General features: G+C 69.9%; 18 protein-coding genes. 9 read left to right on the forward strand and 9 right to left on the reverse strand.

Translation table 11 applies throughout. The features are described 5' to 3' along the window. Positions 1-50: 50 nt before the first annotated feature. Positions 51-1,244: a fumarylacetoacetate hydrolase family protein gene (locus ABC766_RS25840; protein WP_345819799.1), complete on the reverse strand. Its 1,194-nt coding sequence runs from the start codon at positions 1,242-1,244 to the stop codon at positions 51-53. 300 nt (positions 1,245-1,544) lie between these two features. Between ABC766_RS25840 and ABC766_RS25845 the strand changes: the two genes are divergently transcribed. The 6 genes from ABC766_RS25845 to ABC766_RS25870 all read left to right on the forward strand — a co-directional run bounded on the left by ABC766_RS25845 (position 1,545) and on the right by ABC766_RS25870 (position 8,858). Next, on the forward strand, positions 1,545-2,606 hold the full coding sequence (locus ABC766_RS25845; protein WP_043380019.1) for an ABC transporter ATP-binding protein: 1,062 nt from the start codon (positions 1,545-1,547) through the stop codon (positions 2,604-2,606). Between the two features lie 71 nt (positions 2,607-2,677). Next, entirely contained in the window at positions 2,678-3,988 is a 1,311-nt protein-coding gene (locus ABC766_RS25850; protein ID WP_345819800.1) for an ABC transporter substrate-binding protein, read from the forward strand. Between the two features lie 23 nt (positions 3,989-4,011). Then, on the forward strand, positions 4,012-4,968 hold the full coding sequence (locus ABC766_RS25855) for a carbohydrate ABC transporter permease (RefSeq protein ID WP_043353236.1): 957 nt from the start codon (positions 4,012-4,014) through the stop codon (positions 4,966-4,968). A 47-nt stretch (positions 4,969-5,015) separates the two neighbouring features. Beyond that, positions 5,016-5,903: a carbohydrate ABC transporter permease gene (locus ABC766_RS25860; protein WP_043353258.1), complete on the forward strand. Its 888-nt coding sequence runs from the start codon at positions 5,016-5,018 to the stop codon at positions 5,901-5,903. A 132-nt stretch (positions 5,904-6,035) separates the two neighbouring features. After that, positions 6,036-7,664, forward strand: coding sequence for a dihydroxyacetone kinase subunit DhaK (locus ABC766_RS25865; protein WP_345819801.1), 1,629 nt, complete (start codon positions 6,036-6,038; stop codon positions 7,662-7,664). Between the two features lie 237 nt (positions 7,665-7,901). Beyond that, positions 7,902-8,858 carry a D-2-hydroxyacid dehydrogenase family protein gene (locus tag ABC766_RS25870; RefSeq protein ID WP_287089545.1) on the forward strand — a complete coding sequence of 319 codons (957 nt, stop codon included), beginning with the start codon at positions 7,902-7,904 and terminating at the stop codon, positions 8,856-8,858. 25 nt (positions 8,859-8,883) lie between these two features. Here ABC766_RS25870 and ABC766_RS25875 read toward each other — a convergent pair whose 3' ends face one another. The 4 genes from ABC766_RS25875 to ABC766_RS25890 are packed head-to-tail and all read right to left on the reverse strand — an operon-like array spanning position 8,884 to position 12,930. Next, positions 8,884-10,017 carry an ABC transporter permease gene (locus ABC766_RS25875; protein ID WP_182591627.1) on the reverse strand — a complete coding sequence of 378 codons (1,134 nt, stop codon included), beginning with the start codon at positions 10,015-10,017 and terminating at the stop codon, positions 8,884-8,886. Beyond that, complete coding sequence (locus tag ABC766_RS25880; protein ID WP_043353232.1) at positions 9,984-10,907, reverse strand: ABC transporter permease; 924 nt, start codon at positions 10,905-10,907, stop codon at positions 9,984-9,986. The genes ABC766_RS25875 and ABC766_RS25880 overlap by 34 nt, the downstream gene beginning before the upstream one ends. Further along, positions 10,904-12,490, reverse strand: a complete 1,587-nt coding sequence (locus ABC766_RS25885; protein ID WP_345819802.1) for a peptide ABC transporter substrate-binding protein — start codon at positions 12,488-12,490, stop codon at positions 10,904-10,906. The genes ABC766_RS25880 and ABC766_RS25885 overlap by 4 nt, the downstream gene beginning before the upstream one ends. 2 nt (positions 12,491-12,492) lie before the next feature. Beyond that, positions 12,493-12,930 (reverse strand): GlcG/HbpS family heme-binding protein, encoded by a 438-nt coding sequence (locus tag ABC766_RS25890; RefSeq protein ID WP_179696806.1) that lies wholly within the window; start codon positions 12,928-12,930, stop codon positions 12,493-12,495. Between the two features lie 187 nt (positions 12,931-13,117). On the opposite strand from ABC766_RS25890, the gene ABC766_RS25895 reads away from it, so the two are divergent. Further along, positions 13,118-13,852 carry a RibD family protein gene (locus ABC766_RS25895; protein WP_345819803.1) on the forward strand — a complete coding sequence of 245 codons (735 nt, stop codon included), beginning with the start codon at positions 13,118-13,120 and terminating at the stop codon, positions 13,850-13,852. Here ABC766_RS25895 and ABC766_RS25900 read toward each other — a convergent pair. Next, positions 13,821-14,849 (reverse strand): alpha/beta hydrolase, encoded by a 1,029-nt coding sequence (locus ABC766_RS25900; protein WP_345819804.1) that lies wholly within the window; start codon positions 14,847-14,849, stop codon positions 13,821-13,823. The two genes, ABC766_RS25895 and ABC766_RS25900, sit on opposite strands and share 32 nt — an antisense overlap. 80 nt (positions 14,850-14,929) lie before the next feature. Further along, positions 14,930-15,994 carry a WcbI family polysaccharide biosynthesis putative acetyltransferase gene (locus ABC766_RS25905; RefSeq protein ID WP_043758069.1) on the reverse strand — a complete coding sequence of 355 codons (1,065 nt, stop codon included), beginning with the start codon at positions 15,992-15,994 and terminating at the stop codon, positions 14,930-14,932. A gap of 746 nt (positions 15,995-16,740) precedes the next feature. On the opposite strand from ABC766_RS25905, the gene ABC766_RS25910 reads away from it, so the two are divergent. After that, positions 16,741-17,469, forward strand: coding sequence for a hypothetical protein (locus ABC766_RS25910; RefSeq protein ID WP_345819805.1), 729 nt, complete (start codon positions 16,741-16,743; stop codon positions 17,467-17,469). A 72-nt stretch (positions 17,470-17,541) separates the two neighbouring features. On the opposite strand, the gene ABC766_RS25915 is transcribed toward ABC766_RS25910, so the two are convergent. Further along, the gene (locus ABC766_RS25915) at positions 17,542-18,396 is read right to left on the reverse strand and encodes a LysR family transcriptional regulator (protein WP_345819806.1); all 855 of its coding nucleotides are present in this window, start codon (positions 18,394-18,396) and stop codon (positions 17,542-17,544) included. 95 nt (positions 18,397-18,491) lie between these two features. On the opposite strand from ABC766_RS25915, the gene ABC766_RS25920 reads away from it, so the two are divergent. Then, positions 18,492-19,793 carry an aspartate aminotransferase family protein gene (locus tag ABC766_RS25920; protein ID WP_345819807.1) on the forward strand — a complete coding sequence of 434 codons (1,302 nt, stop codon included), beginning with the start codon at positions 18,492-18,494 and terminating at the stop codon, positions 19,791-19,793. 108 nt (positions 19,794-19,901) lie between these two features. Here the strand turns inward: ABC766_RS25920 and ABC766_RS25925 are convergent, their stop codons facing one another. Further along, positions 19,902-21,767: an ABC-F family ATP-binding cassette domain-containing protein gene (locus ABC766_RS25925; protein ID WP_345819808.1), complete on the reverse strand. Its 1,866-nt coding sequence runs from the start codon at positions 21,765-21,767 to the stop codon at positions 19,902-19,904. Between the last annotated feature and the right edge of the window lie 160 nt (positions 21,768-21,927).

A 21,927-nucleotide genomic window follows, 5' to 3' on the forward strand; every position in this document is an offset into this window, starting at 1 on the left:
TCAGGCTTGGTCTGGTCGCCGCGTCGGGCGGCACTCCGCGCGACGCTCTCTCATAGAATCTTCCGCGCCGCGAGGTTTCGCATCAATGCGCGGGCGCCGAACGTCCAGGGCTCGCAGGCATCGCAGGGGCGCATGCGGTTGACGAGGCTGCCGAGCTCCGGGCTCGCCACCACGACGCGGTCGCCCTCGGCATGGGTGAAGCCGAGGCCGGGCCCGTGCCGGTCCTGGATCGGCGCGAACATCGTGCCGAGGAGGAGCAGGGCCCCATCCGGGTAATTGTGCGTGCGCCCCATGAGCGCCTCCGCGAGTTCCTCCGGATCGCGGCTGATCTCGGCGAGCGGCGAGGTGCCCTCAAGCCGGAAGCCATCCGTCCCGGAGACTTCGAGGGTCACCGTGGTCCGGCGGACATCGTCGAGACCGAACGTGTCGTCGAACAGGCGGAGGAACGGGCCGACGGCGCAGGAGGCGTTGTTGTCCTTGGCTTTGCCGAGGAGCAGCGCCGATCGCCCTTCGAAGTCGCGCAGATTCACGTCGTTGGCGAGGGTCGCGCCGACGATTCGCTGGTCGGAGGCGATGGCGAGGGCCACTTCGGGTTCGGGATTGTTCCAGCGCGAATCCGGGTGCAGGCCCGCATCCGCGCCGCACCCCACCGCCGAGAGCGGCTGTGCCTTGGTGAAGATCTCGGCATCGGGGCCGATGCCGACCTCGAGATACTGGCTCCAGGCCCCTTGCGCGACCAGCACCGCCTTGAGCGCCGTGGCCTCGGGCGATCCGGGCTTCAGCCGACGCAGGTCGTTGCCGACCAAGCGCTCGACCTCGGCACGGATCGCCGCAGCGGCGGCGAGATCGCCCCGGGCGCGCTCCTCGATGACCCGCTCCAGCATGGAGGTGGCGAAGGTAACGCCGGCCGCCTTGAGCGCCTGCAGATCCACCGGTGCGAGGAGCCAGGGCCGGGCCGGGTCGCGGTCGTCCGGCGGCGTGTTCGCCAAGATGGCGTCCAGGCCTCCGAGATCCTCGCCCGCCGCGCCGCGCAGGGCCGTTCCCGGGTCGCGCGCCTCGCACAGGTCGCTGACCGTCGGGAAGGCCGCGGTGATGTCGACGACGCGGGCCTCACCCACGGAATCGGCGCGGATCGCCACGACGCTCGGCCCGGCCGCATCGGGACGCCAGACCCGGCCCACGAGCGCGCCACGGCATCCGTCGGCGGGGAGGATCTCCCGTGCAGTCAGACACGATGACGACATGCGCTCACCTCTCTCGGATGTCCGGGAACCGGGCAGCCCGCTGCGACGGGGGTTCGGTGCCACGATTCCGGATCGGCCTGCCGGCAGCGAGGCCGGATCGCGGTCCCATATCATCCCCGGCGCGCCGAGACGCGACGGTTGGTTTCACCGCGGCGACCTCGTCACGGGTACAGACCGCGCCGCCTGACAGAACGAAGATTATCTGTAGCTTTACCCAGGTCCCCGCTTGCTTTCCCCCGGCCCCTCCTTTGTACTGCCGCCCTAGAGCCGCCGATAGAGCGGCCTTGATCGGGAGGAAGCATGGCCTCGGTGGGAATCCGCGAGGTTCGCAAGGCTTTCGGGTCGACGAACGTCCTGCACGGCGTGTCCGTGGACATCCGGGACGGGGAATTCGTGATCCTGGTCGGTCCGTCGGGGTGCGGAAAATCGACGCTTCTGCGTATGATCGCCGGGCTGGAAAATATCTCCGGCGGCGAAATCCGGATCGGCGAGCGCGTCGTGAATGATGTTCCGCCGAAGGAGCGGGACATCGCCATGGTGTTCCAGAATTACGCGCTCTACCCGCATCTCACGGTCCGCGAGAACATGGCGTTCTCGATGCGGATCCGGAAGGCCGCGGCCTCCGAGATCGACCTGCGCGTGAACAAGGCGGCGCAGATCCTCGGTCTCACCCACCTGCTCGACCGTTACCCGCGCCAGCTCTCAGGCGGCCAGCGCCAGCGCGTCGCCATGGGCCGGGCGATCGTGCGCGACCCGCAGGTGTTCCTGTTCGACGAGCCGCTCTCGAATCTCGACGCCAAGCTGCGCGTGGCGATGCGCACCGAGATCAAGGAGTTGCACCAGCGCCTGAAGACGACGACCATCTACGTCACCCACGACCAGATCGAGGCGATGACCATGGCCGACCGGATCGTGGTGATGCACGACGGGGTCGTGGAGCAGATCGGGCCGCCCCTCGAACTCTACGACCGGCCCGACAACCTGTTCGTCGCGGGCTTCATCGGCTCGCCGGCCATGAATTTCGTGCCCGGGAAGGTCCGGGCGAACGGACGTCTCACCTTCACCACCGAGACCGGCCTGACGATCCCGCTTGCCGACGCCCCCTCCGGCGTCGAGGGGCGCCCCCTCATCCTGGGCGTCCGGCCCGAGCATTTCGACCTCGCGTCCGACGGGATCGCCGCCGAGGTGGTGGTCGTGGAGCCGACCGGATCCGAGACCATGCTGGCGGTCCGGGCCCTCGGCCAGGAGCTCACCTGCGTGCTGCGCGAGCGCGTGCGCGAGCGGCCGGGCGAGACCGTCTCCCTGCGTCCGAACCGCGTGCATTTCTTCGACGCCGAGACCGGCCGTCGCCTGCCGAACTGACCTGCATCGGGGCCGATGCGGGCGCGCGCGCGGCGCGCACCTGAAGCAGATTCACAGAGGGAGAAGAACCGATGCCCGTTCTCGACCGCCGTTCCCTCCTCGCCGGTGCCGCCGCGACCGGCCTCGCCGGCGGCGGCGACCTCCTCGGCTTCGCCCGGGCCTGGGCGCAGAGCACCGAGTGGAAGCCCGAGCCCGGCGCCAGCCTGTCGCTCCTGCGCTGGAAGCGCTTCGTTCCGAGCGAGGACGAGGCGTTCATGAAGATGGTCGACGCCTTCACCAAGGCGACGGGCGTCAAGGTCACGGTGACCAACGAATCGTTCGACGACATCCAGCCCAAGGCATCGGTGGCCGCCAATACCGGACAGGGCCCCGACATGGTCTGGGGCCTGTTCTCGTTCCCGGCACTCTTCCCCGACAAGTGCCTGCCGCTGGAGGACGTGGCGGACGCGCTCGCCAAGAAATACGGGCCCTGGTTCCCGTCGGCGGAGGCCTACGGCAAGGTCAAGGGCAAGTGGATCGCGATCCCCGTCGCCTTCAACGGCGGCTATCCGAACTACCGCATCTCGGCGATGAAGAAGGCCGGTTTCGACAAGTTCCCCACCGACACGGCCGGATTCCTCGAACTCTGTCGGGGCCTGAAGAAGAACAACACGCCGGCGGGCTTCGCGCTGGGTCACGCCACGGGCGACGGCAACACGTGGTGCCACTGGGCCCTCTGGTCCCACGGCGCCAACCTCGTGGACGCCAACGAGAAGATCGTGATCAACTCGCCCGAGACCGCCAAGGCGCTGGAATACGTCAAATCCCTCTACGAGACCTTCGTGCCCGGCACGGTGTCGTGGAACGACTCGTCAAACAACAAGGCGTTCCTCGCCGGCGACCTGTACCTCACCAACAACGGCATCTCGATCTACGCCGCGGCCAAGAAGGACAACCCGAAGCTCGCCGAGGACATGGACCACGCCGTCTGGCCGATCGGCCCCGCCGGCAAGCCCACCGAGTTCCAGCTCGCCTTCCCGATCCTGGCCTTCAAATACTCGAAGGCGCCGAACGCCTGTAAGGCCTTCATCAGCTTCATGATGGAGGCAGCGAACTACAATCCCTGGCTCGAAGCGGCGCAGGGCTACCTGTGCGAGCCGCTGTCGAACTACCCCAAGAACCCGATCTGGACGAGCGACCCGAAGAACGCGGTCTTCGCCGAGGCCGGCCGGCGCTCCCTCGCAGCTGGCGGCCTCGCACCGGTCAGCGAGCGCATCGCCGCGGTGCTCGCCGACTTCGTGATCGTCGACATGTTCGCGAGCCACTGCACCGGCCGTGAGGACGTGAAGGGCGCGATCAAGAACGCCGAACGCGCAGCGACCCGCATCTTCCGGAACACCTGAGCGCGGCTGCCGGAGGCGAGACCATGGCGCATTCCGCACTGACAGAGCCGGCGCCAGTCGCTGTCCCGATCCGCTCGGGTTGGCAGCGCCTGCGCGCGAGCCGCGGCTGGGCGGGCTTCTGGTTCATGCTGCCGACGGCGCTGATCCTCGGCCTGTTCCTGGCCTATCCGCTGCTGAAGGGCATCTGGCTGTCCTTCACCAACGCGCGGATCGGCCGCGAAGGCGTGTTCATCGGCCTGGAGAACTACGCGTGGCTCTGGGACGACGACGTCTTCTGGCTCTCGGTGTTCAACACCTGCCTCTATACGGCGGTGGCCTCGGTGGTGAAGTTCGGCATCGGCCTCTATCTCGCCCTGCTGCTCAACAAGAACATGCCGTTCAAGGCGATCATCCGCTCGATCGTGCTGATCCCGTTCGTGGTCCCCACCGTGCTCTCGGCCATCGCGTTCTGGTGGATCTTCGACAGTCAGTTCTCGATCATTTCCTGGTCGTTGCGCCATCTCGGCGTCATCGACGGCAACATCGACTTCCTCGGTGATCCGGCGATGGCGCGAGCCTGCGTGATCTTCGCCAATATCTGGCGGGGCGTGCCGTTCATCGCCATCACGCTGCTCGCCGGCCTGCAGACGGTCTCGCCGTCCCTATACGAGGCCGCGACCCTCGACGGCGCCTCGAACTGGCAGATCTTCTCGCGGATCACGCTTCCGCTGCTGACACCGATCATCGCCGTGGTGATGACCTTCTCGGTGCTGTTCACCTTCACCGATTTCCAGCTGATCTGGGCCATGACCCGCGGCGGACCGGTCAACGCCACGCACCTGATGGCGACGCTCTCGTACCAGCGGGGCATCCTCTCGGGGACCCTGGGGGAGGGCGCCGCCATCGCCACCGCCATGGTGCCGTTCCTGCTCGCGGCCATCGGAATCTCGTGGTTCGGCCTGCAGCGCCGGGCCTGGCAGGCCGGGGAGTCCGACCGATGAGCGCGCCCGCACCGCCCGCCCACATCGACCCGCACCTCGCCCCCGTGATGGAGGCGCGGCCGGCCGGGCTCACCGACAACTCGGAGGGGATGGCCTATCTCGAGCGCCTGCCCCGGCGGCTCGTGACCACCTACCTGCCGCTCCTCGTCATCCTCGCCGTGCTGCTGTTCCCGTTCTACTGGATGGCGCTGACGGCCATCAAACCGGACGAGCAGCTGATCGACATGGAGCGGTTCAACCCGTTCTGGGTCGTGGATCCGACGTTCAAGCACATCCACAAGCTGCTGTTCGAGACGCAGTATCCGCGCTGGCTCTGGAACACGATGTACGTGTCGGTGGCGGCGACCGTGCTGTCGCTGTTCGCCAGCGTGCTCGCCGCCTATGCCTGCGTGCGCGTGCGCTACCGGGGCGCGGGCTGGGTCGGCGCGGCGATCTTCCTCGCCTACCTCGTGCCGCCCTCGATCCTGTTCATCCCGCTGGCCACGATCGTGCAGGCCTACGGGTTGTTCGACTCGCCGATCGCCCTCATCCTCGCCTACCCGACGATCCTGATCCCGTTCTCGACGTGGCTCCTGATGGGCTACTTCAAGACCATTCCGTACGAGCTGGAGGAATGCGCGCTGATGGACGGCGCCAGCCGGTGGCAGATCCTAACCAAGATCATCCTGCCGCTGGCCTTCCCGGGGCTGATCTCGGCCGGGATCTTCTCTCTGACGCTGTGCTGGAACGAGTTCATCTACGCGCTGACCTTCCTGTCCTCGACACAGAATAAGACGGTGCCCATCGCCGTCGTGAGCGAGTTCGTGGACGGCGACGTCTACAAGTGGGGTTCGCTGATGGCCGGCGCGCTGCTCGGCTCGCTCCCGCTGGTGATCCTCTACTCGTTCTTCGTCGAGTACTACGTGTCGGCGCTCACAGGCGCCGTGAAGGAGTGACGGAGGCCGGCTCGACGCCTCCATCATCGCGAACGGCGTGACGAGGCCGTTGCCTGGGCGACCGGATTGCGCCGACACTGCGTGCGGATCCGCCGACCCGGAATCGGTGACCGCCCCATCGAAGGTCACGCCATGGCCCATGTCATCGACGCCCGCGCAACCCTGGTCAACGACGCCCTCGACGGCCTGCTGGCAGCCAGCGGCGGGCGCCTTGCGCGGCTCGAGGGCGATCCCGGAATCCGCGTGATCCTGCGCGCCGTCCCGGAGCCCGGAAAGGTCGCGGTGGTTTCCGGTGGCGGCTCCGGTCACGAGCCGGCCCATGCCGGTTTCGTCGGGCCGGGTCTGCTGAGCGCGGCCGTCTGCGGGGACGTCTTCGCCTCGCCGAGCGTCGACGCGGTGCTGGCCGGGATCCTCGCGGTGACGGGACCGGCCGGCTGCCTGCTCGTGATCAAGAACTATGCGGGCGACCGGCTGAATTTCGGTCTCGCCGCCGAGCGGGCCCGGGCGCTGGGCCATAAGGTCGAGACCGTGATCGTCGCCGACGACATAGCCCTGCCGGACGCCAAGCGGCCGCGCGGCGTCGCCGGAACGCTGTTCGTCCACAAGGCGGCGGGTCATGCTGCGGAAGCCGGGGAATCGCTCGAAACCGTTGCGGCGCTTGCCCGCCGGGCGGCCGAAGCGGCGAAGTCACTCGGCATCGCGGTCTCGACCTGCACGATCCCCGGTTCGCCGCGCAGCGAGCGATTGGCGGAGGGTCAGGCCGAGCTCGGCCTCGGCATCCACGGGGAGCCGGGCGTGGAACGCATCACCCTGCCGAGGGCCAGCGATCTCGCCCACATGATGGCCGACAGGCTTTCGCGGGCGATCGCGAGTGCCGACCGTCTGGCCCTCCTTGTGAACAATCTCGGCTCCGCCTCAGCGCTGGAGATGCAGATCCTCACGCGGGCGGTGCTCGCCACCGATCTGGGCCGGCGCGTCCGTCTGCTGCTCGGTCCGGCGCCGCTGATGACGGCGCTGGACATGCACGGCGCCTCGCTGTCGGTCCTCCCGCTCGACGATGCGCTGGAGCGGGCCCTGTCGGAGCCCGTGCCGGTCGCGGCCTGGCCGGCGGCAGTCCGGATCGCGCCGCCGATCCTACGGCCGGTGCCGGAGGGGCTCGCGGGTGAGACTTTCACACCGTCGCACGACGCCGTCACGGGGGCTCGCATCGCTGCCGTCACAAAGGCGCTGATCGAGGCTGAGGAGACCCTCAACGGTCTCGATGCCAAGATCGGCGATGGCGATGCTGGGACGACCTTCGCGGGGGCCGCGCGCGCCGTACGGGCTGAGTTCGACCGACTGCCGCTGGCCGATCCGGCCGCCCTGTGCCGGGCCCTGGCCGAGCGGATCGGCCGCGCCGTCGGCGGCTCGAGCGGTGTGCTCGGCTCGATCTTCTTCGCCGCGACGGCCTCGGCCCTTGCCGACGGGGCCGCATGGCCCATGGCGCTCGGGCAGGGCGTCGCGCGCGTCCAGAGCCATGGCGGCGCTCAGGCCGGCGACCGCACCCTGCTCGACGCGCTGATTCCCGCCGTCGAGGCCCTGAGGAGTGGAGACCTGACCGCCGCCGCGGCGGCGGCCCGAGCCGGTGCCGAAGCCACGGCCCGCATGACCCGCGCCGGCGCCGGCCGCTCGAGCTACCTGGCTATGGGCGATCTCGTCGGTATTCAGGATCCCGGCGCCGCCGGCGTCGCCGTGGCGTTCGCAGCATTGGCCGAGACCTAGGAGCCGTCCGCGTCTCCTCCGTGATCCCGCCGGCCGAATGTCGGGCGAGCCCCGACAGGGGGGATCTCTCATACTGGCCGCCCGCCCCGAAGGCCTGGTCGATCCCGGGCTCCGGGCTGGACGGCGCGGTCGTGGCGTGACGGGCTCGCTTGACCGCGGCGCAGTTTCGAAGAGCCGACGTCGTGTCATCGATCGGACTTCGTTGACGCTCTGCCCACCGAGGCCTACCCCATCGCCATGCGCACCTGCCTCATCCTCGACGATTACCAGCAGGCAGCCCTCGCGCTCACAGACTGGACTCGCCTCGCCGATCACGTCGCCGTCTCGGCCATCGCCGAGCACATTCCGGATGCGGATGCCCTCGTGGCGCGGATCGCGCAGGCGGAGATCCTTGTGATCATGCGGGAGCGCACGCCGTTCCCCGCAGCCCTGCTGGAGCGGCTGCCCCGGCTTCAGCTGCTCGTCACCAGCGGCATGCGCAACCTCGCGATCGACCTTGCGGCCGCCCGGGCGCGCAACGTGGTCGTCTGCGGCACGGATTCGAGTCCGACGCCGCCGACGGAGCTGACCTGGGCGCTGATCCTTGGACTGGCGCGTCACGTGGCGTCTGAGGGCCGGGCCATGCGCGAGGGGGGGCCCTGGCAGAGCACGATCGGAACCGATCTCGCGGGCGCCACCCTCGGCATTCTCGGGCTCGGCAAGATCGGGACGCGGGTGGCCCAGATCGGGCGATCCTTCGGCATGCGGGTGATCGCCTGGAGCCCGAACCTCGATGAGGCCCGCGCGGCCGCCGCGGGGGTCGAGCGGGCAGCCTCGAAGGAGGCGCTGCTGGAGGCGAGCGATGTCGTCACGATCCACCTCGTGCTGGGCGATCGGACGCGCGGCCTCCTGGGGCCGGCCGAGTTGCGCCGCATGCGGCGCGACGCGTTCCTCGTGAACACCTCACGGGCGCCGATCATCGATCAGGACGCCCTGGTGCGGGCCCTGGACGAGGGCTGGATCGCCGGCGCGGGCCTCGACGTCTTCGAGACCGAGCCGCTGCCAGCCGACAGCCCGTTCCGCCGCCTGCCGAACGTGCTGGCATTGCCGCATCTCGGCTACGTGTCGCGCAACAATTACCGGACGTTCTTCACCCAGGCCGTCGAGGACATCGAAGCCTGGCTCGCCGGTGCCCCGATCCGGCAGCTGGGCTGAGTCGAGGAAGCCGCCGACCGCGGCATCAGTCTCCGCGGGGGTCCAGCGCGTCCGCGAGGCCGTCGCCGATCAGGTTGAGGGCCACCAGGGTCGCGATCAGGAAGGCGGCCGGGGCCGCGAGCATGTGGGGCGCCCCCTCGATGGAACGGGCGCCTTCGGCGATCAGGACGCCCCAGCTCGTCTGCGGCTCCTGCACCCCGAGCCCGAGGAAGGACAGGAAACTCTCCAGCAGGATCACCTGCGGCACCAGCAGCGTGGCGGTCACCGCCACCGGACCGAGGGTGTTGGGCACGATGTGCCGGAGGATGATGCGGGGTGTCCCGAGGCCGAGCGCCCGTGCGGCGCGGACGAAATCGCGCTCGCGCAGCGACAGGGTCACGGCGCGCACCACCCGGGCCATGTCGAGCCATTCCACCGCGGCGATCGCCACCAGCATGAGCAGCAGGCTCGGGCGGAAGAACACCAGCAGGAGGATCACGAAGAACACGAAGGGGAGGGCGTACAGCACGTCGACGCCGCGCATCATCACGGCATCGACGGCGCCCCCGATGAAACCCGCCGTGGCACCGTAGGCGACGCCGATGAGCAGGGCGACGAGGCTGGCGGCGAGCCCGATCGCCAGCGAGATCCGGCCGGCGACGAGGCAGCGGGTCAGCAGGTCGCGGCCCTGGATGTCGGTGCCGAGGAGGAAGTGCAGGCGCCGGATCGGCACCGCGACGACGAGGCTCCGACCGCCGTCGCGCTCGTCCAGGATGTCGGGGGATCCGAAGAGCGCCGAGCGCGGCAGGTAGGCCAGACTGCGCCGATCGACGCCCGCGTCGGACCCGAGGGTGAGCCGCAGCGTGTCGCCGTCGCGTGCGACTGCGTCGAGCCGGACCCGCATCCGGAAGGCGAGGCGCTCAAGCGCCGGCCGGAGATGCTCGGCATCGGGCTGTGCGGTGAGGCCGGCCGGGAGCTGACGCAGGTCCGGATAGGCGCGCTCGGGATCGTGGCCGGTGAGCCCCTGACCGATCAGGCAGGCGAGGGCGATCAGGATCAGCACGGCGAGGGCCGCCATGGCGGTGCGTTCCCGGGCGAAGCGGAGAACGGCGCGCCGGGCCGGCCCCGGAGCCGCGGCGGTGATGGTCACGACGCCGCCCGGAGGCGCGGGTCGAGCCATGCGCAGGCGAGGTCGGCGGCGAGGTTGAGGGCGATGACCAGCCCGGCGACCAGCAGCACCGTGCCCATCACCAGCGTGTAGTCCCGGTTGAGCGCGCCCTCGACGAAGTAGCGGCCGATCCCCGGCAGGCCGAAGATCGTCTCCACCACCACCGAGCCGGTGAGCAGGGACGCGGCCAGCGGCCCGAGATAGGCCACAACCGGGAGGAGCGCGCCCCGCAGGGCGTGGCGGGTGACGCGGGCCGGCGGCAGGCCGAGGCTGCGCATGGTGCGGACCGGCTGCGTCCGCAGGGTCTCGGCCAGCGAGGTCCGGGTCAGCCGGGCCAGGGCACCGACCTGCGGCAGGGCCAGCGTCACGACCGGCAGGACCAGGTGGCTCGGGGCGCCGTCGTTCCAGCCTCCCAGCGGCAGCCAGCGCAGCGTGAGCCCGAAGGCGATCTGGAGCAGGGGCGCGACCACGAAGCTCGGCAGCGAGAGGGTCAGGGCCGCACCGACGCCCAGGAGCCGATCGATGACGCCGCCGCGCCGGAGCGCCGCCGCGATCCCGAGCCCGACGCCGAGCGCGGTGGCCAGCACGAGGGCGAGGGCGCCCAGCGTCGCGGAAACCGGGAGGCCCCGGGCGATCAGATCGAGGACGCTCTGGTCGCGGAACGAGAAGGAGGGGCCCAGGTCGCCCCGCACCAGCGCCGCGAGATAGCTGCCGAACTGCGCGACGAGCGGCCGGTCGAGGCCGTAGACCCGGCGCAGGTTCTCCATGGCGGCGGGCGCCAGCGGCCGCTCCAGGTCGAACGGTCCGCCCGGGGCCAGCCGCATCAGGAAGAAGCTGACGGTCACCACGGCGAGCAGCGTCGGCACCGCTTGGAGCAGGCGGCGCAGGATGAAGCGGATCACGCGTCGAGCCTCAGGAACCGCGTCGGCGCGGCGTTGCGCAGGTTCGGATGGTAGCCGTGCAGCCGCGGCGCGATCAGCGCCTTGGAGCGGTAATGCATCAGCGGGATCCAGGGCAGTTCGCGCAAGGCGATGGCCTCCGCGTCGTAGAGCAGGCCGGCCCGTCGGGTGAGGTCGCGCTCGGTGGCCGCCTGCGCCATCAGGGTGTCGTAGGCGGCATCCGACCAATGGCCGACATTCATGCCGTCATTTCCGCTCTGGAGCAGGAACAGGAAGTTCTGCGGGTCTGAATAGTCGGCGAGCCAGCTCATGCGTGCGACGTCGAAATCGCCGCCGTCGCGCAGATGGGCGAAATGCGTCTTGGCGTCGGTGTAGACGAAGCGGGTCCTGATCCCGAGGTCGCGCCACATGTCGCCGAGCGCCACCGCGACGGTGCGGTTGTTGTCGCTGATGTTGAACCGGTACTCCAGGGTGAGGGGGCGGTCCGGGCCGAAGCCCGCTTCGGCGAGCAGTCGGCGCGCCTCCGCCTCGTGGTCGATCGGCAGGCCGCGGCGGCCCTCGGTCTCGGGCGGCGTCCGGTAATTGTCGAGGCCGGGCGGACATAGGGAATAGGCGGGACTCATGGTGCCGCTGTTAAGCCCGTCGGCCAAGTATTCCCGGTCGATCACGAGCGACAGCGCCTGTCGGACGCGCCTGTCCGAGAACGGCGCCTTGCGGGTGTTCACCACCAGCGCCGCCAGTCCCAGCAAGGGTCCGAGCACCACCTGCGTTCCGAAGCGGCGACGCAGGTCGGCGATCTGGTCGACGGGCAGGTCGGAGAGCGAGTCGATCTCGCCGGCGGCGTAGCGGCGCACGGCCGATGCGATGTCGGGCGTCGGCAGGAAGGCGACCCGGCGGATCGCGAGGCTCGCCGCATCCGGATGGTGCGGGTTGGCCTCCAGCGTGATGGCGCCGCCCGGCACGCGGTCGGCGAGCCGATAGGGCCCATTCGTCACGAGGTTTCCCGGCCGGGTGAAACTGTCGCCGTAGCGTTCGACCGAGGCGCGGTGGACCGGCAGGGCGGTCTGATGGGTGAGGAGTTCCAGGATGTAGGGCGTCGGCTGTTCCAGTGTGATCGCGAGCCGCAGCGGCGCCTCCGCGACCACGCCCAGGGCGTCGGCCGGCTTCTCGCCGCGGTTCACGGCGGCGGCGTTGCGGATGGGGAACAGGATCTCGGCGTATTTCGCCGCGGTGGCCGGATCGAGCATCCGGCGGAGCGAGTAGGCGAAATCCGCCGCGGTGACTGGCTCGCCATTCGACCAGCGACCGTCGGGCCGCAGGTCGAAATGCAGGGTCGCGCCGTCGTCCGAGACGGTCCAGGCGCGTGCGGCGCCCGGGATGATGGCGCCGCAATTGTCGTAGGTGAGCAGCCCGTCGCCGAGGTCGCGCAGGATATGCGCCTCCGCGACCGTGGACGAGCGGTGCGGGTCGAGGGTCTCGGGATCGGCGTCGTTGCCGCGGCGGTAGAGCGCCTCGGCCGCGCGGGCGGGCGACACGGCCGAGAGGGCCATCGCGCCGGCCAGCCAGTCGCGCCGACGCAGGCGCATGGTCAGGCGCCGGTTTCCGGCTTCAGGCCGGCCGCTTCGATGCCGGCCAACGCGCAGATCTCGTCGTTGTCGGAGGTGTCGCCGGAAATGCCGACCGCGCCGAGGAGCCGTCCCTCACCGGACCGGATCAGCACGCCGCCGGGCACCGGCACGAGAGCGGCGGGACCGGCGAGATGGGTGACGGCGGCGACGAAATAGGGCTGCTGCTCCGCCCGCGCGTGGATCGCCCGGGAGCCGAGACCCAGCGCCAGCGCGCCATTGGCCTTGCCGCTCGCGATCTCGGCCCGGCGCAGGGAGGTCCCGTCCTCGACCGCGGCCGCCTTGAGGGCGCCGCGGGCATCGTAGACGACGACGGCCAGAGGCTTGAGCGTCCGTGTCCGCGCCTCCCGCAGGGCGGTGTCGACGATGGTGCGGGCGGCCTCGAGGGTCAGGTCGATCATTGGAATCCAACACGGACGCCGCTCCCGGCGGCCGCCGCATTCTTACGGACCGGGGCGCGCCGGGTCCACAGACGCGGATCGCTGCGGCGTTCGATCCCGCGCGCCGCGCTGGGCCGAAGGGACGATCCGCCTAGTTTCGCGGGTGTTTGCGGGGGGGGAGCCCCGGCGCGCTGAACGAGGATCGTCCATGGCATCCGCCGAACGCCCATACGTGATCTGTCACATGACCTCGTCGGTCGACGGCCGGATCAAGGTGCGCCGCTGGAAGACGCTGGATGCCGACAGCCATTACGAGCGCGTCCACGGTGAGCTTGAGGGCGATGCCTGGATGTGCGGGCGCGTGACGATGCAGGGCTATGCCGACAGCGCCGATCCGTTGCCGGAGCCGGTCCGGGACGACGGCGTTCCGGTCCCGCGGACGGATCATGTCGCCCGCCGCGACGCGCCGGGCTACGCCGTGGCCCTCGATGCGCGCGGACGTCTGGATTGGGGCGCGCGCAATGCGATCGAGGGGGACCATGTGGTGGTGGTGCTCACCGAATCCGTGCCGGATCCGCATCTGCGCGCGCTCCGGGCCGGCGGCCAGTCCTACCTGTTCGCGGGCGAGCGGACCGTCGACTTCGCCCTGGCGGCGGCGAAGCTGCGCACCCTGTTCGGGATCGAGCGGCTCATCGTCGAGGGCGGCGGCCACATCAACGGCTCGATGCTGAAAGCCGGGATCATCGACGAACTGAGCCTGCTCCTGGTGCCCGCCGTCGATGGCCTGACCGGGACGCCCGCGGTGTTCGACTTCGCCGGCGAGGAGGCGGACACGATGGGCAGCCGCCGCAAGCTCGACCTGACGGCCTGCGAGCGCCTTTCCGACGGCGTGGTGTGGCTGCGCTACCGGATCACGCCGGTCGAGCCGCCGGCAGCCGGATGATGCTCGCCAGGAACGCGTCGTAGCCGGCCGCGACCGCCGCCGGCTGCTCGAAATGCGGGAATGCGCCGGTCGGCAGGGTCTCGACGCGCCAGTTGGGCCGGTCGGCGACCCGCGGCGCCAGCCGGTAATCGACGAAGTCGCCGCGCGTGCCGTGCACCATCCAGACCGGGAGGCGCAGGCGCTCGTAGAGACGCGTCGCGTCGGTGGGGAACAGGTGACCGGCGATGAAGCACCAGGGGGCGTGCTCGGCACCGGGCTGGTGCGCCGATGCGTAATCGTAGGCGAGCAGACCCTCGTCGATGGCGGACGAGCCGAAGGTCTTCTGCAGGAAGAAGCGCATGCTCGGCCGCGTGACCAGGGCATCGAACAGCGGCCGGCCCAGGGGCGGCCGGTCGAGGGCGTCGCGCAGCCAGTCGCGGCCGCGATGACCGTCCGGGGGACCGTCCCCCGAGAGCCGCCCATCGAATCCCGTCGGGCTGATCAGCGCGAGGCTGCGATAGGCATCCGACCGTTCCAGGCTGGCCCGCGCGAGGTACGAGGCCGACAGCGAGACAGCCAGGGCATCGATCGCCCAGCCGCCGTGCCGGTGCCGGATCTCATCGACCGCGGCGTGGATCGCTTCCACCATCAGCCGCGGCGTGTACCGGCGGCGCGACCGTTCCGAGAAGCCGAAACCCGGCAGGTCCAGAGCGTAGACCGGCCGCGTGCCGCGGTAACGCAGGTAGAGCGGCCGTACCTCGTAGGCATTGGCCGCGGCGTTGATGGAATGGATCAGCAGAAGCGGCACGCCCTCGGCCTCGGTCGATCCGTAGAGCGAGATCTCGCCGGCGCGTCGGATCCGGAGCCGTTCGTGCCGCCCCGGCAGGGCGGGCGGCAGAGGCATCCGCCGGTTCACCGCGAGCCCGCTCCAGCCGGCCAGGGCCGCGGCCGAGCCGACGAGCGTCAGGGCCGCCGCAGCCGCGAAGCGACCGGCGCTGTGCCGGGACTGAGAGCCCATCGAACCACCTCGACGTCCATCCCGCAGCCGCGGGCCGTGCGCGACAACGCCGGGACCGATGGGAAGTGCCCGCCTGAACCTTAGGACGCGTGTCCGGCGAGGCTGCCGGCGCTCAGGGCCGGGGCCCGGCTCTCCGACCGCGCCGGCGCGGCGTCGCGCCCGGCGGCCTCACGCAGGAAATCCACCGTCGGCGGGTCGCTGAGCCAGCCCTGGACACGCTGCGAGATCAGAAGCTTGCGCTCGCGCCGGTCGTAATTCGCGTAGGAGGCGGCGACGAACTCGGCCCGGCTCATCGTGCGCGCGGGACCGGACCGGCGCGTCTCCGCCTTGAAGAACAGGGCGCTGCCGGGCACGCCATAATGCTGGGCGATCTCCGGATAGACCGGCCAGCTGCCCTGACCGCCGAGATCGTCCGGAAGGAACGCGTCGAGATCGCATTCCTCGAACGGGACGCCGGCCCGGGTCAGCAGGCCCCGGGCGAGGTCGGCGACGACGTAGAGCTTCGTGTGGTTGATCGAGTGCATGAAGCAGCCCCGGCGCGCCCAGCGCGTGAGGTGCGTGTCCAGATCGTACCCGGCCTGGACGCCGAGCCCGCGAAGATACGAAACCGACTCGTCCCAGAGATTGAAATACCCGAGGCGCTCGAAGACCGGCTCGGAGAACAGGCGCAGCGCCTGCGCCTGCGAGAATCCGGAGAGGTAGGCGAACAGCGTGATCGCCGAGTGCGAATGCCCCATCGGCCCCGAGATCAGGCCGTTGAGCGTGACGGAATCCTGCACGCCCACATGGACGAGATCCGGATGATAGGCGCTGAACACGATGGTGGGGATCAACCGCACCTTCGGGTGCGTCCGCAGCGTGTCGATCGTGCCGCCGCCCTTGAACCGGGGCAGGTAGATGCTGCTGAAGACGTGATCGTAGCCGTCCGCATGCGCCATCAGGTCCGCGAGACGCGGGAACCGGCGGGCCGCCGTAAAGGCCGAAACGAAATCCACCCGCGCCTCGGGCAGCAGGTAGCGCATCGTCTTGGCGATGGACCCCGCTTGGCAGACGCCGATCACGAGGATGCGCGGCGATCCGGTCCGCTTCTTCCCGAACTGCGCGAGCCGGTGCCGCGCGCGCCAGAGGCTATCGACGGTCAACATTCGGCCTCTCTCGCATGTCCGCGGGCTGCGGGCAAACGCAGCCTTCGACCGCCCATCGGACTTGGGAATCGGCGGCGTTTGCCGGACGAAGGGCGCCGTCGCCCCCGGCCACTGGGTCGCCCGATCGCCGGGCCGCGGACCGCCGCATGGCATCCACCGGGTGTCCACGGCACAGGCGCACCACGCATCCTGTGAATCGGGACGGCTCATGGCATGAAGGGGCATGCCTTGGCATGACCGCCAAAAACTGCGCGTCATCCACTACATGTTTCAGTATAAAAATAGAAAACTCTGTTGCGTTACCGGCCTATTGTCTTCGCACATCGTCGCCGACACCGTGGAAAGGCGCAGGCGCGGCTAGAATAGACTTGACACCTTCAAGTGTTTAAGTGCACGCAAGAATTAACGGAGCATGAAGCTCGCGGATAGGGTGCCGGTGGTCATGAGGGCCGCGTGGCGTCCGACAGCCGAGGCGTTTCCCGCTTGCATCCCCGCCACTCCGCCTAACCGGCATCACGGACCGGCGCGTCCAGTTCTGAAAGGGCCGCCCCGCGCCGCCGGCCGCCTACGGCATGACCCGGCAGGCGCGACCGCTGACGCGCTTGGTCGCGCCGCGCGGTGACACCGCAGCTCGGCCCGGCCTTGCCGGGCGTCGCCGCGCCGGTTGCCGGACCGGACGGCATTCGCCCGCTGTACCGCCGGCACGTCTGTCTGCCGGCGCAGCACGCGGAGGCACGCCGCTCACGTTGAGCGGCGATGGGAGCGCATCGGCTCGAACAGATGGAGACCGCGCGATGGATTACATACCTCCCCTGGCTGCCGTCACGGCTGCCACCCAGAAAGCGAACCACGCCGAAGAACTCGGGCTGACGACAGCGAAGACGGCGCCGGCCGCCGTCTCGGCTGCACCGGATCCCCGGTCCATCTACACGCTCTCGCCGGAGGCGGCCGGCGCCGTCTTCGCGCTGGCCGAAACCCAGATCCGGGCGATCGACGCCATGCCGTTCGATCCGCCGGATCGGCGCGGCACCCAGATTGCCGCGGCGGCCATGGCGACGGTCACGGCGACGACGCCTGTCGTCTCTCCGGAAACGACGAAGACGATCGGCGCCGCCAACCGCAACTGGAGCGAGGATGTCCGGCTGGATCACAGTCCATCCCGCATCGTGGGAACCGACACGGTCGTTCAGTATGACAATCCCCGGGTCATGGCAGCCTGGAGCGCGGCCTTTCCGGACGTGGCTGGCCGGAAGTTCCGGGGCGCGCACCTGTCCGATACGGACTTCCGCTCGGCCCTTCGCCAGTTGGAGATCGATATCGGCTTCCACGGGCCGGAGCGGGAGGTCTACGTCCTGTGCAACAGCGCGCATTTCGAAAGCATCAGTCAGGACAACCCAAAGACGCACTTCAATTGGATCGATGTCGACAACGACGACATCGTTGTGTTCTGGCCGAAATCCGGTGACGAAGCGTAGATCCTGGCATGCGGCGGCGCTGGGCTTCACCGCCGTGGTCGATCGGCTTTCCCTCGCCGATCGATCGCGGGCTCAGAGCGCCGGCAGAACGGACCGGACATGGGCGGCGAAGGCCCGCGTGAGCGGAGTGGCATGCGCTTCATCCATGCGGATCGTCAGACCGATGCGCGGCAGCGCCGGCAATCCGCTGCTGCGGGTCAGGATGCGCAGATCGGGCGGGACCGCGGCGCGGGTCAGGACCGCCACGGCCTGCTCGGAGCGCGTCACGGCCAGCAGGCCCGATAGGCTGCCGCTCGCGTAGGCGATCCGGTATGGTCGCCCCGCCTTGTCGAGGGCGGCCCGCGCCGCCCGATGATCGAGGGTATCGGGATCGCCGAGGGCGAGCGGCAGCGGGTCGGGCCAAGCCGCGGGCGCACCGCGCGGCGCGACCCAGACAAGATCCTCATGCCGGAGGATCTCCCCCCCGGCCGAGCGGGCAACGGAGACCAGCGCCAGATCGAGTCCACCGCGTTGCCATCGCTCCTCCAGACGGGGCGTCGCGGCGCAGACCACCGCGATCGCCGCCGCGGGGTGTCGGGGTGCGAAGCCGCGCAGCAGGGCCGGCAGGAACGCCTGCGCATAATCGTCCGGACAACCGATCCGCAGCGTGCCGGTGAGACTCCGTCCGGACAATTCAGCCAGGGCGTCGTCGTGCGCGGACAGGATCCGGCGCGCATGAACCAGAAGGCGCTCCCCCTGCACCGTCAGGGAGACCCCGCGCCCCGTCCGCCGCAGAAGCGGCTGCGCGACGAGATCCTCCAGGCGCTTCATCTGCATGCTGAGGGCGGCCTGACTGCGGCTGACCCGCTCCGCCGCCCGGCTCAGGGCGCCGGTCTCCGCCACCGCGGCGAAGCTGCGCAGGAGATCGATGTCGAGGCTGTGAGCCATAAGAACCTCTGAACTCTCGGTTCAGAACGATAAGCTTTTCTGCCGTCCGCGGCGGTCCTAGCATGGCGCGGCTGGACCCGGGTGCAGGACCGACGATGACACGGAACGACGACGCCGATTTCTGGATGCGCGCACGTCGGCATCTCGTGCGGTACGGCGGCTCCTTCGCGCCGGTCATCATCGAGCGGGCGGAGGGCAGCTTCGTCTACGACGCGGACGGCCGGAAGATCCTCGATTTCACCTCCGGCCAGATGAGCGCGATCCTGGGCCACGGGCATCCCGAGATCGCCGCGGTGGCCGCGCATCATGTCGGACATCTCGACCACCTGTTCAGCGGCATGCTGAGCCGGCCCGTGGTCGATCTCGCGACGGAGCTGGCCCGGATCGCCCCCGGCGACCTCGAACGGACGCTCCTGCTGACCACCGGCGCAGAGGCCAACGAGGCCGCCCTGCGCATGGCCAAGCTCGCCACGGGCGGCTGGGAGGTCGTGAGCTTCGCGCAATCCTGGCACGGGATGACGGCGGGGGCGGCCGGGGCGACCTACAGCGCCGGCCGCAAGGGCTATGGCCCGGCCTCCGTCGGCTCCTTCGCGATCCCCGCGCCGAACGCCTACCGCCCCACCTTCGAGAAGGACGGAGCCCCCGACTGGCAGACCGAACTCGATTATGCCTTCGCGCTGGTCGACCGGCAATCGACCGGCAACCTCGCGGCGTTCCTGGCGGAGCCGATCCTCAGCTCCGGGGGCATCCTCGAACTGCCGCCGGGCTACCTCGCCGCGCTCAAGCGGAAATGCGCGGAGCGGGGGATGCTGCTGATCCTCGACGAGGCCCAGACGGGCATCGGCCGCACGGGCCTGATGTTCGCCTGCGAACGCGACGGCGTGGTCCCGGACATCCTGACCCTGTCGAAGACCCTGGGCGCCGGCCTGCCGCTCGCGGCGGTCCTGACCACGCCGGAGATCGAGGATCTCTGCCACGCCCGCGGGTTCCTGTTCTATACCACGCACGTCTCCGATCCGCTGCCCGCAGCGGTGGGCCTCAAGGTGCTGGAGATCGTCCGGCGCGACGGCCTCGTCGCCCGGGCCGAGGAGGCCGGCGCCCGGCTCGCCACGCGGTTGGGCGCCCTTCAGCAGCGCTTCGCCTGCATCGGCGACCTCCGGGGCCGCGGGCTTCTGCAGGGCGTCGAGATCGTGGCCGACCGGGGCACGAAGGTGCCGGCGCCGGATCTGGGCGATGCGATCACCCAGCGCTGCCTGGACCTCGGGCTGAGCATGAACATCGTGCAGTTGCCGGGCATGGGCGGCGTGTTCCGCATCGCCCCGCCGCTGACCGCCACCGACGAGGAGATCGACCTCGGCGTCGACATCCTGGAGCGGGCGATCGAACTGTCGCTCTGAACGAGCATTGCGCCGCCCGGCCTGCCGTGGCGCTGCTGGATGGTTTCGCAGCGCCCGAACGGATGGGAACCACCGGCCTCGAGGGGTCCGAGCGCGCCGGGGAACGCCTCAGGCGGCCTCGATCTCCGCGCTCACATTCAGCCATTCCTCCTCGGTGGAGGCGAGCGCCTGCGCGGCGTCCGCGCGCATCTTGGCGATCTCGCCGGCCTTGGCGGCGTTCTCGCGGAAGGCGGACCCGTCCTCCAGCGCCGCGTCGATCTTCTGGATCGCCGCGGTCAGCTTGGCCATGCGGGCCTCGATGGCCTCCAGGCGTTTGCGCAGCGGCGCCAGGGCCGCGCGGCGCTCGACGCCGGCCCGGCGCGCCTCGGCCTTCTGGCCGCCGGACGGCTCGGTCTCGCGCTCCGCCTCGCGCTCCGGCCCCGACAGGACGAAGCGCCGGTAATCGTCCATGTCGCCGTCGAAGGTCTTCACCGTGCCGTCCGCGACGAGCCAGAGCCGGTCGGCGCAGGCCTCGACCAGGAAGCGGTCGTGGGACACGAGGATGACGGCCCCTTCGTAGTCGTTGATCGCCTCCACGAGGGCCTGCCGGCTCTCGATATCGAGGTGGTTGGTCGGCTCATCGAGGATCAGGAGGTGTGGGCCGTGGAAGGCCGCGAGGCCCATGAGCAGGCGCGCCTTCTCGCCGCCCGAGAGCTTCTCGACCGGCGTGTCGGCCTTGTTGGCGCCGAAGCCCAGCCGCGCCGTCGCGGAGCGCACCTTGGCCTCCGGAACGTCCGGCATCAGGGTTCGGACATGCGCGTAGGCGCTCTCGGAGGGCCGCAACTCGTCGAGCTGATGCTGGGCGAAATAGGCGACCTCCATCTTGGAGGAGCGCTTGACCTCGCCGGCCACGGGGCCGAGCCGGCCGCAGATCAGCTTGCAGAAGGTCGACTTGCCGTTGCCGTTCGCGCCCAGCAACGCCACCCGGTCGTCCGGCGCGAGGCTGAGGTCGAGCCCGGTCAGGACGATCCGGTCCCCGTAGCCGGCCTTGACCCGCTCCATCGCCACGATCGGCGGCGACAGGGGCTTCTCCGGGCTCGGCAGGTGGATCACCGGCACGTCGTCGTCGAGCAGCGCCGCGATCGGCTCCATCTTGGCCAGCCGCTTCATCCGCGACTGGGCCTGCCGCGCCTTGGTGGCCTTGGCCTTGAACCGGTCGATGAAGCTCTGGAGATGCGCGCGCTCGGCATCCTGCTTGGCCTTCGCCTTGGCCTGGAGCACCCGCTTCTCCGAGAGCTGCTTGGCGAAGCTCGAATAGCCGCCGCGGTAGATCGTCAGTTTGCCGCGGTCGAGATGGAGGATGTGATCGACGCTGGTGTCGAGCAGGTCGCGGTCGTGGCTGATGATGATGGCGGTGCGCGGGTAGCGCTCCAGGTAATCGTACAGCCAGAGCGTGCCCTCGATGTCGAGATAGTTGGTCGGCTCGTCGAGGAGCAGCAGGTCCGGCTCCGAGAACAGGACGGCGGCCAGCGCCACGCGCATCCGCCAGCCGCCGGAGAAGTCCGAGCAGGGCCGCCCCTGGGCGGCCGCATCGAACCCCAGGCCGTGCAGGATCGCGGCGGCCCGGGCCGGCGCCGAGTGGGCGCCGATATCGACGAGCCGGGTCTCGATCTCGGCGCGGCGCAAGCCGTCCGCATGCTCGGCCTCCGCCATCAGCCGGGCGCGCTCCGTGTCGGCGGCGAGCACGACGGCGTGCAGCGTCTCCGGCCCGGCCGGTGCCTCCTGGGCAACGGCGCCGATCCGCATGCCCTTGGGCAGCGCCACCGATTTCGCATCCACCGGCAGATCGCCGAGAATGGCCTTGAACAGCGTGGTCTTGCCGGCCCCATTGCGCCCGACGAGACCGACGCGGGCGCCTTCCGGGATCGTGAAGCTCGCGGAATCGAGGATCAGACGGTCGCCGATGCGATAGGTGAGGTCATTGACGCGCAGCATGACGGCGTTCTGGCTGTCCGGACGCGGCGAGGCAAGCGCCGGCTCCGCGCCGACCGGCACGATTCGCGAGGCCTCGGCGTGACGGGTTGGATACCTGATTGAAGCGGAGAATACCTGCCTGGGCGGCTAAAATTTTAACGTAATGCGACTATAATTATCT

Origin of the sequence: Methylobacterium fujisawaense (assembly GCF_039619325.1) — a bacterium.
GTDB classification, from domain to species: domain Bacteria; phylum Pseudomonadota; class Alphaproteobacteria; order Rhizobiales; family Beijerinckiaceae; genus Methylobacterium; species Methylobacterium fujisawaense.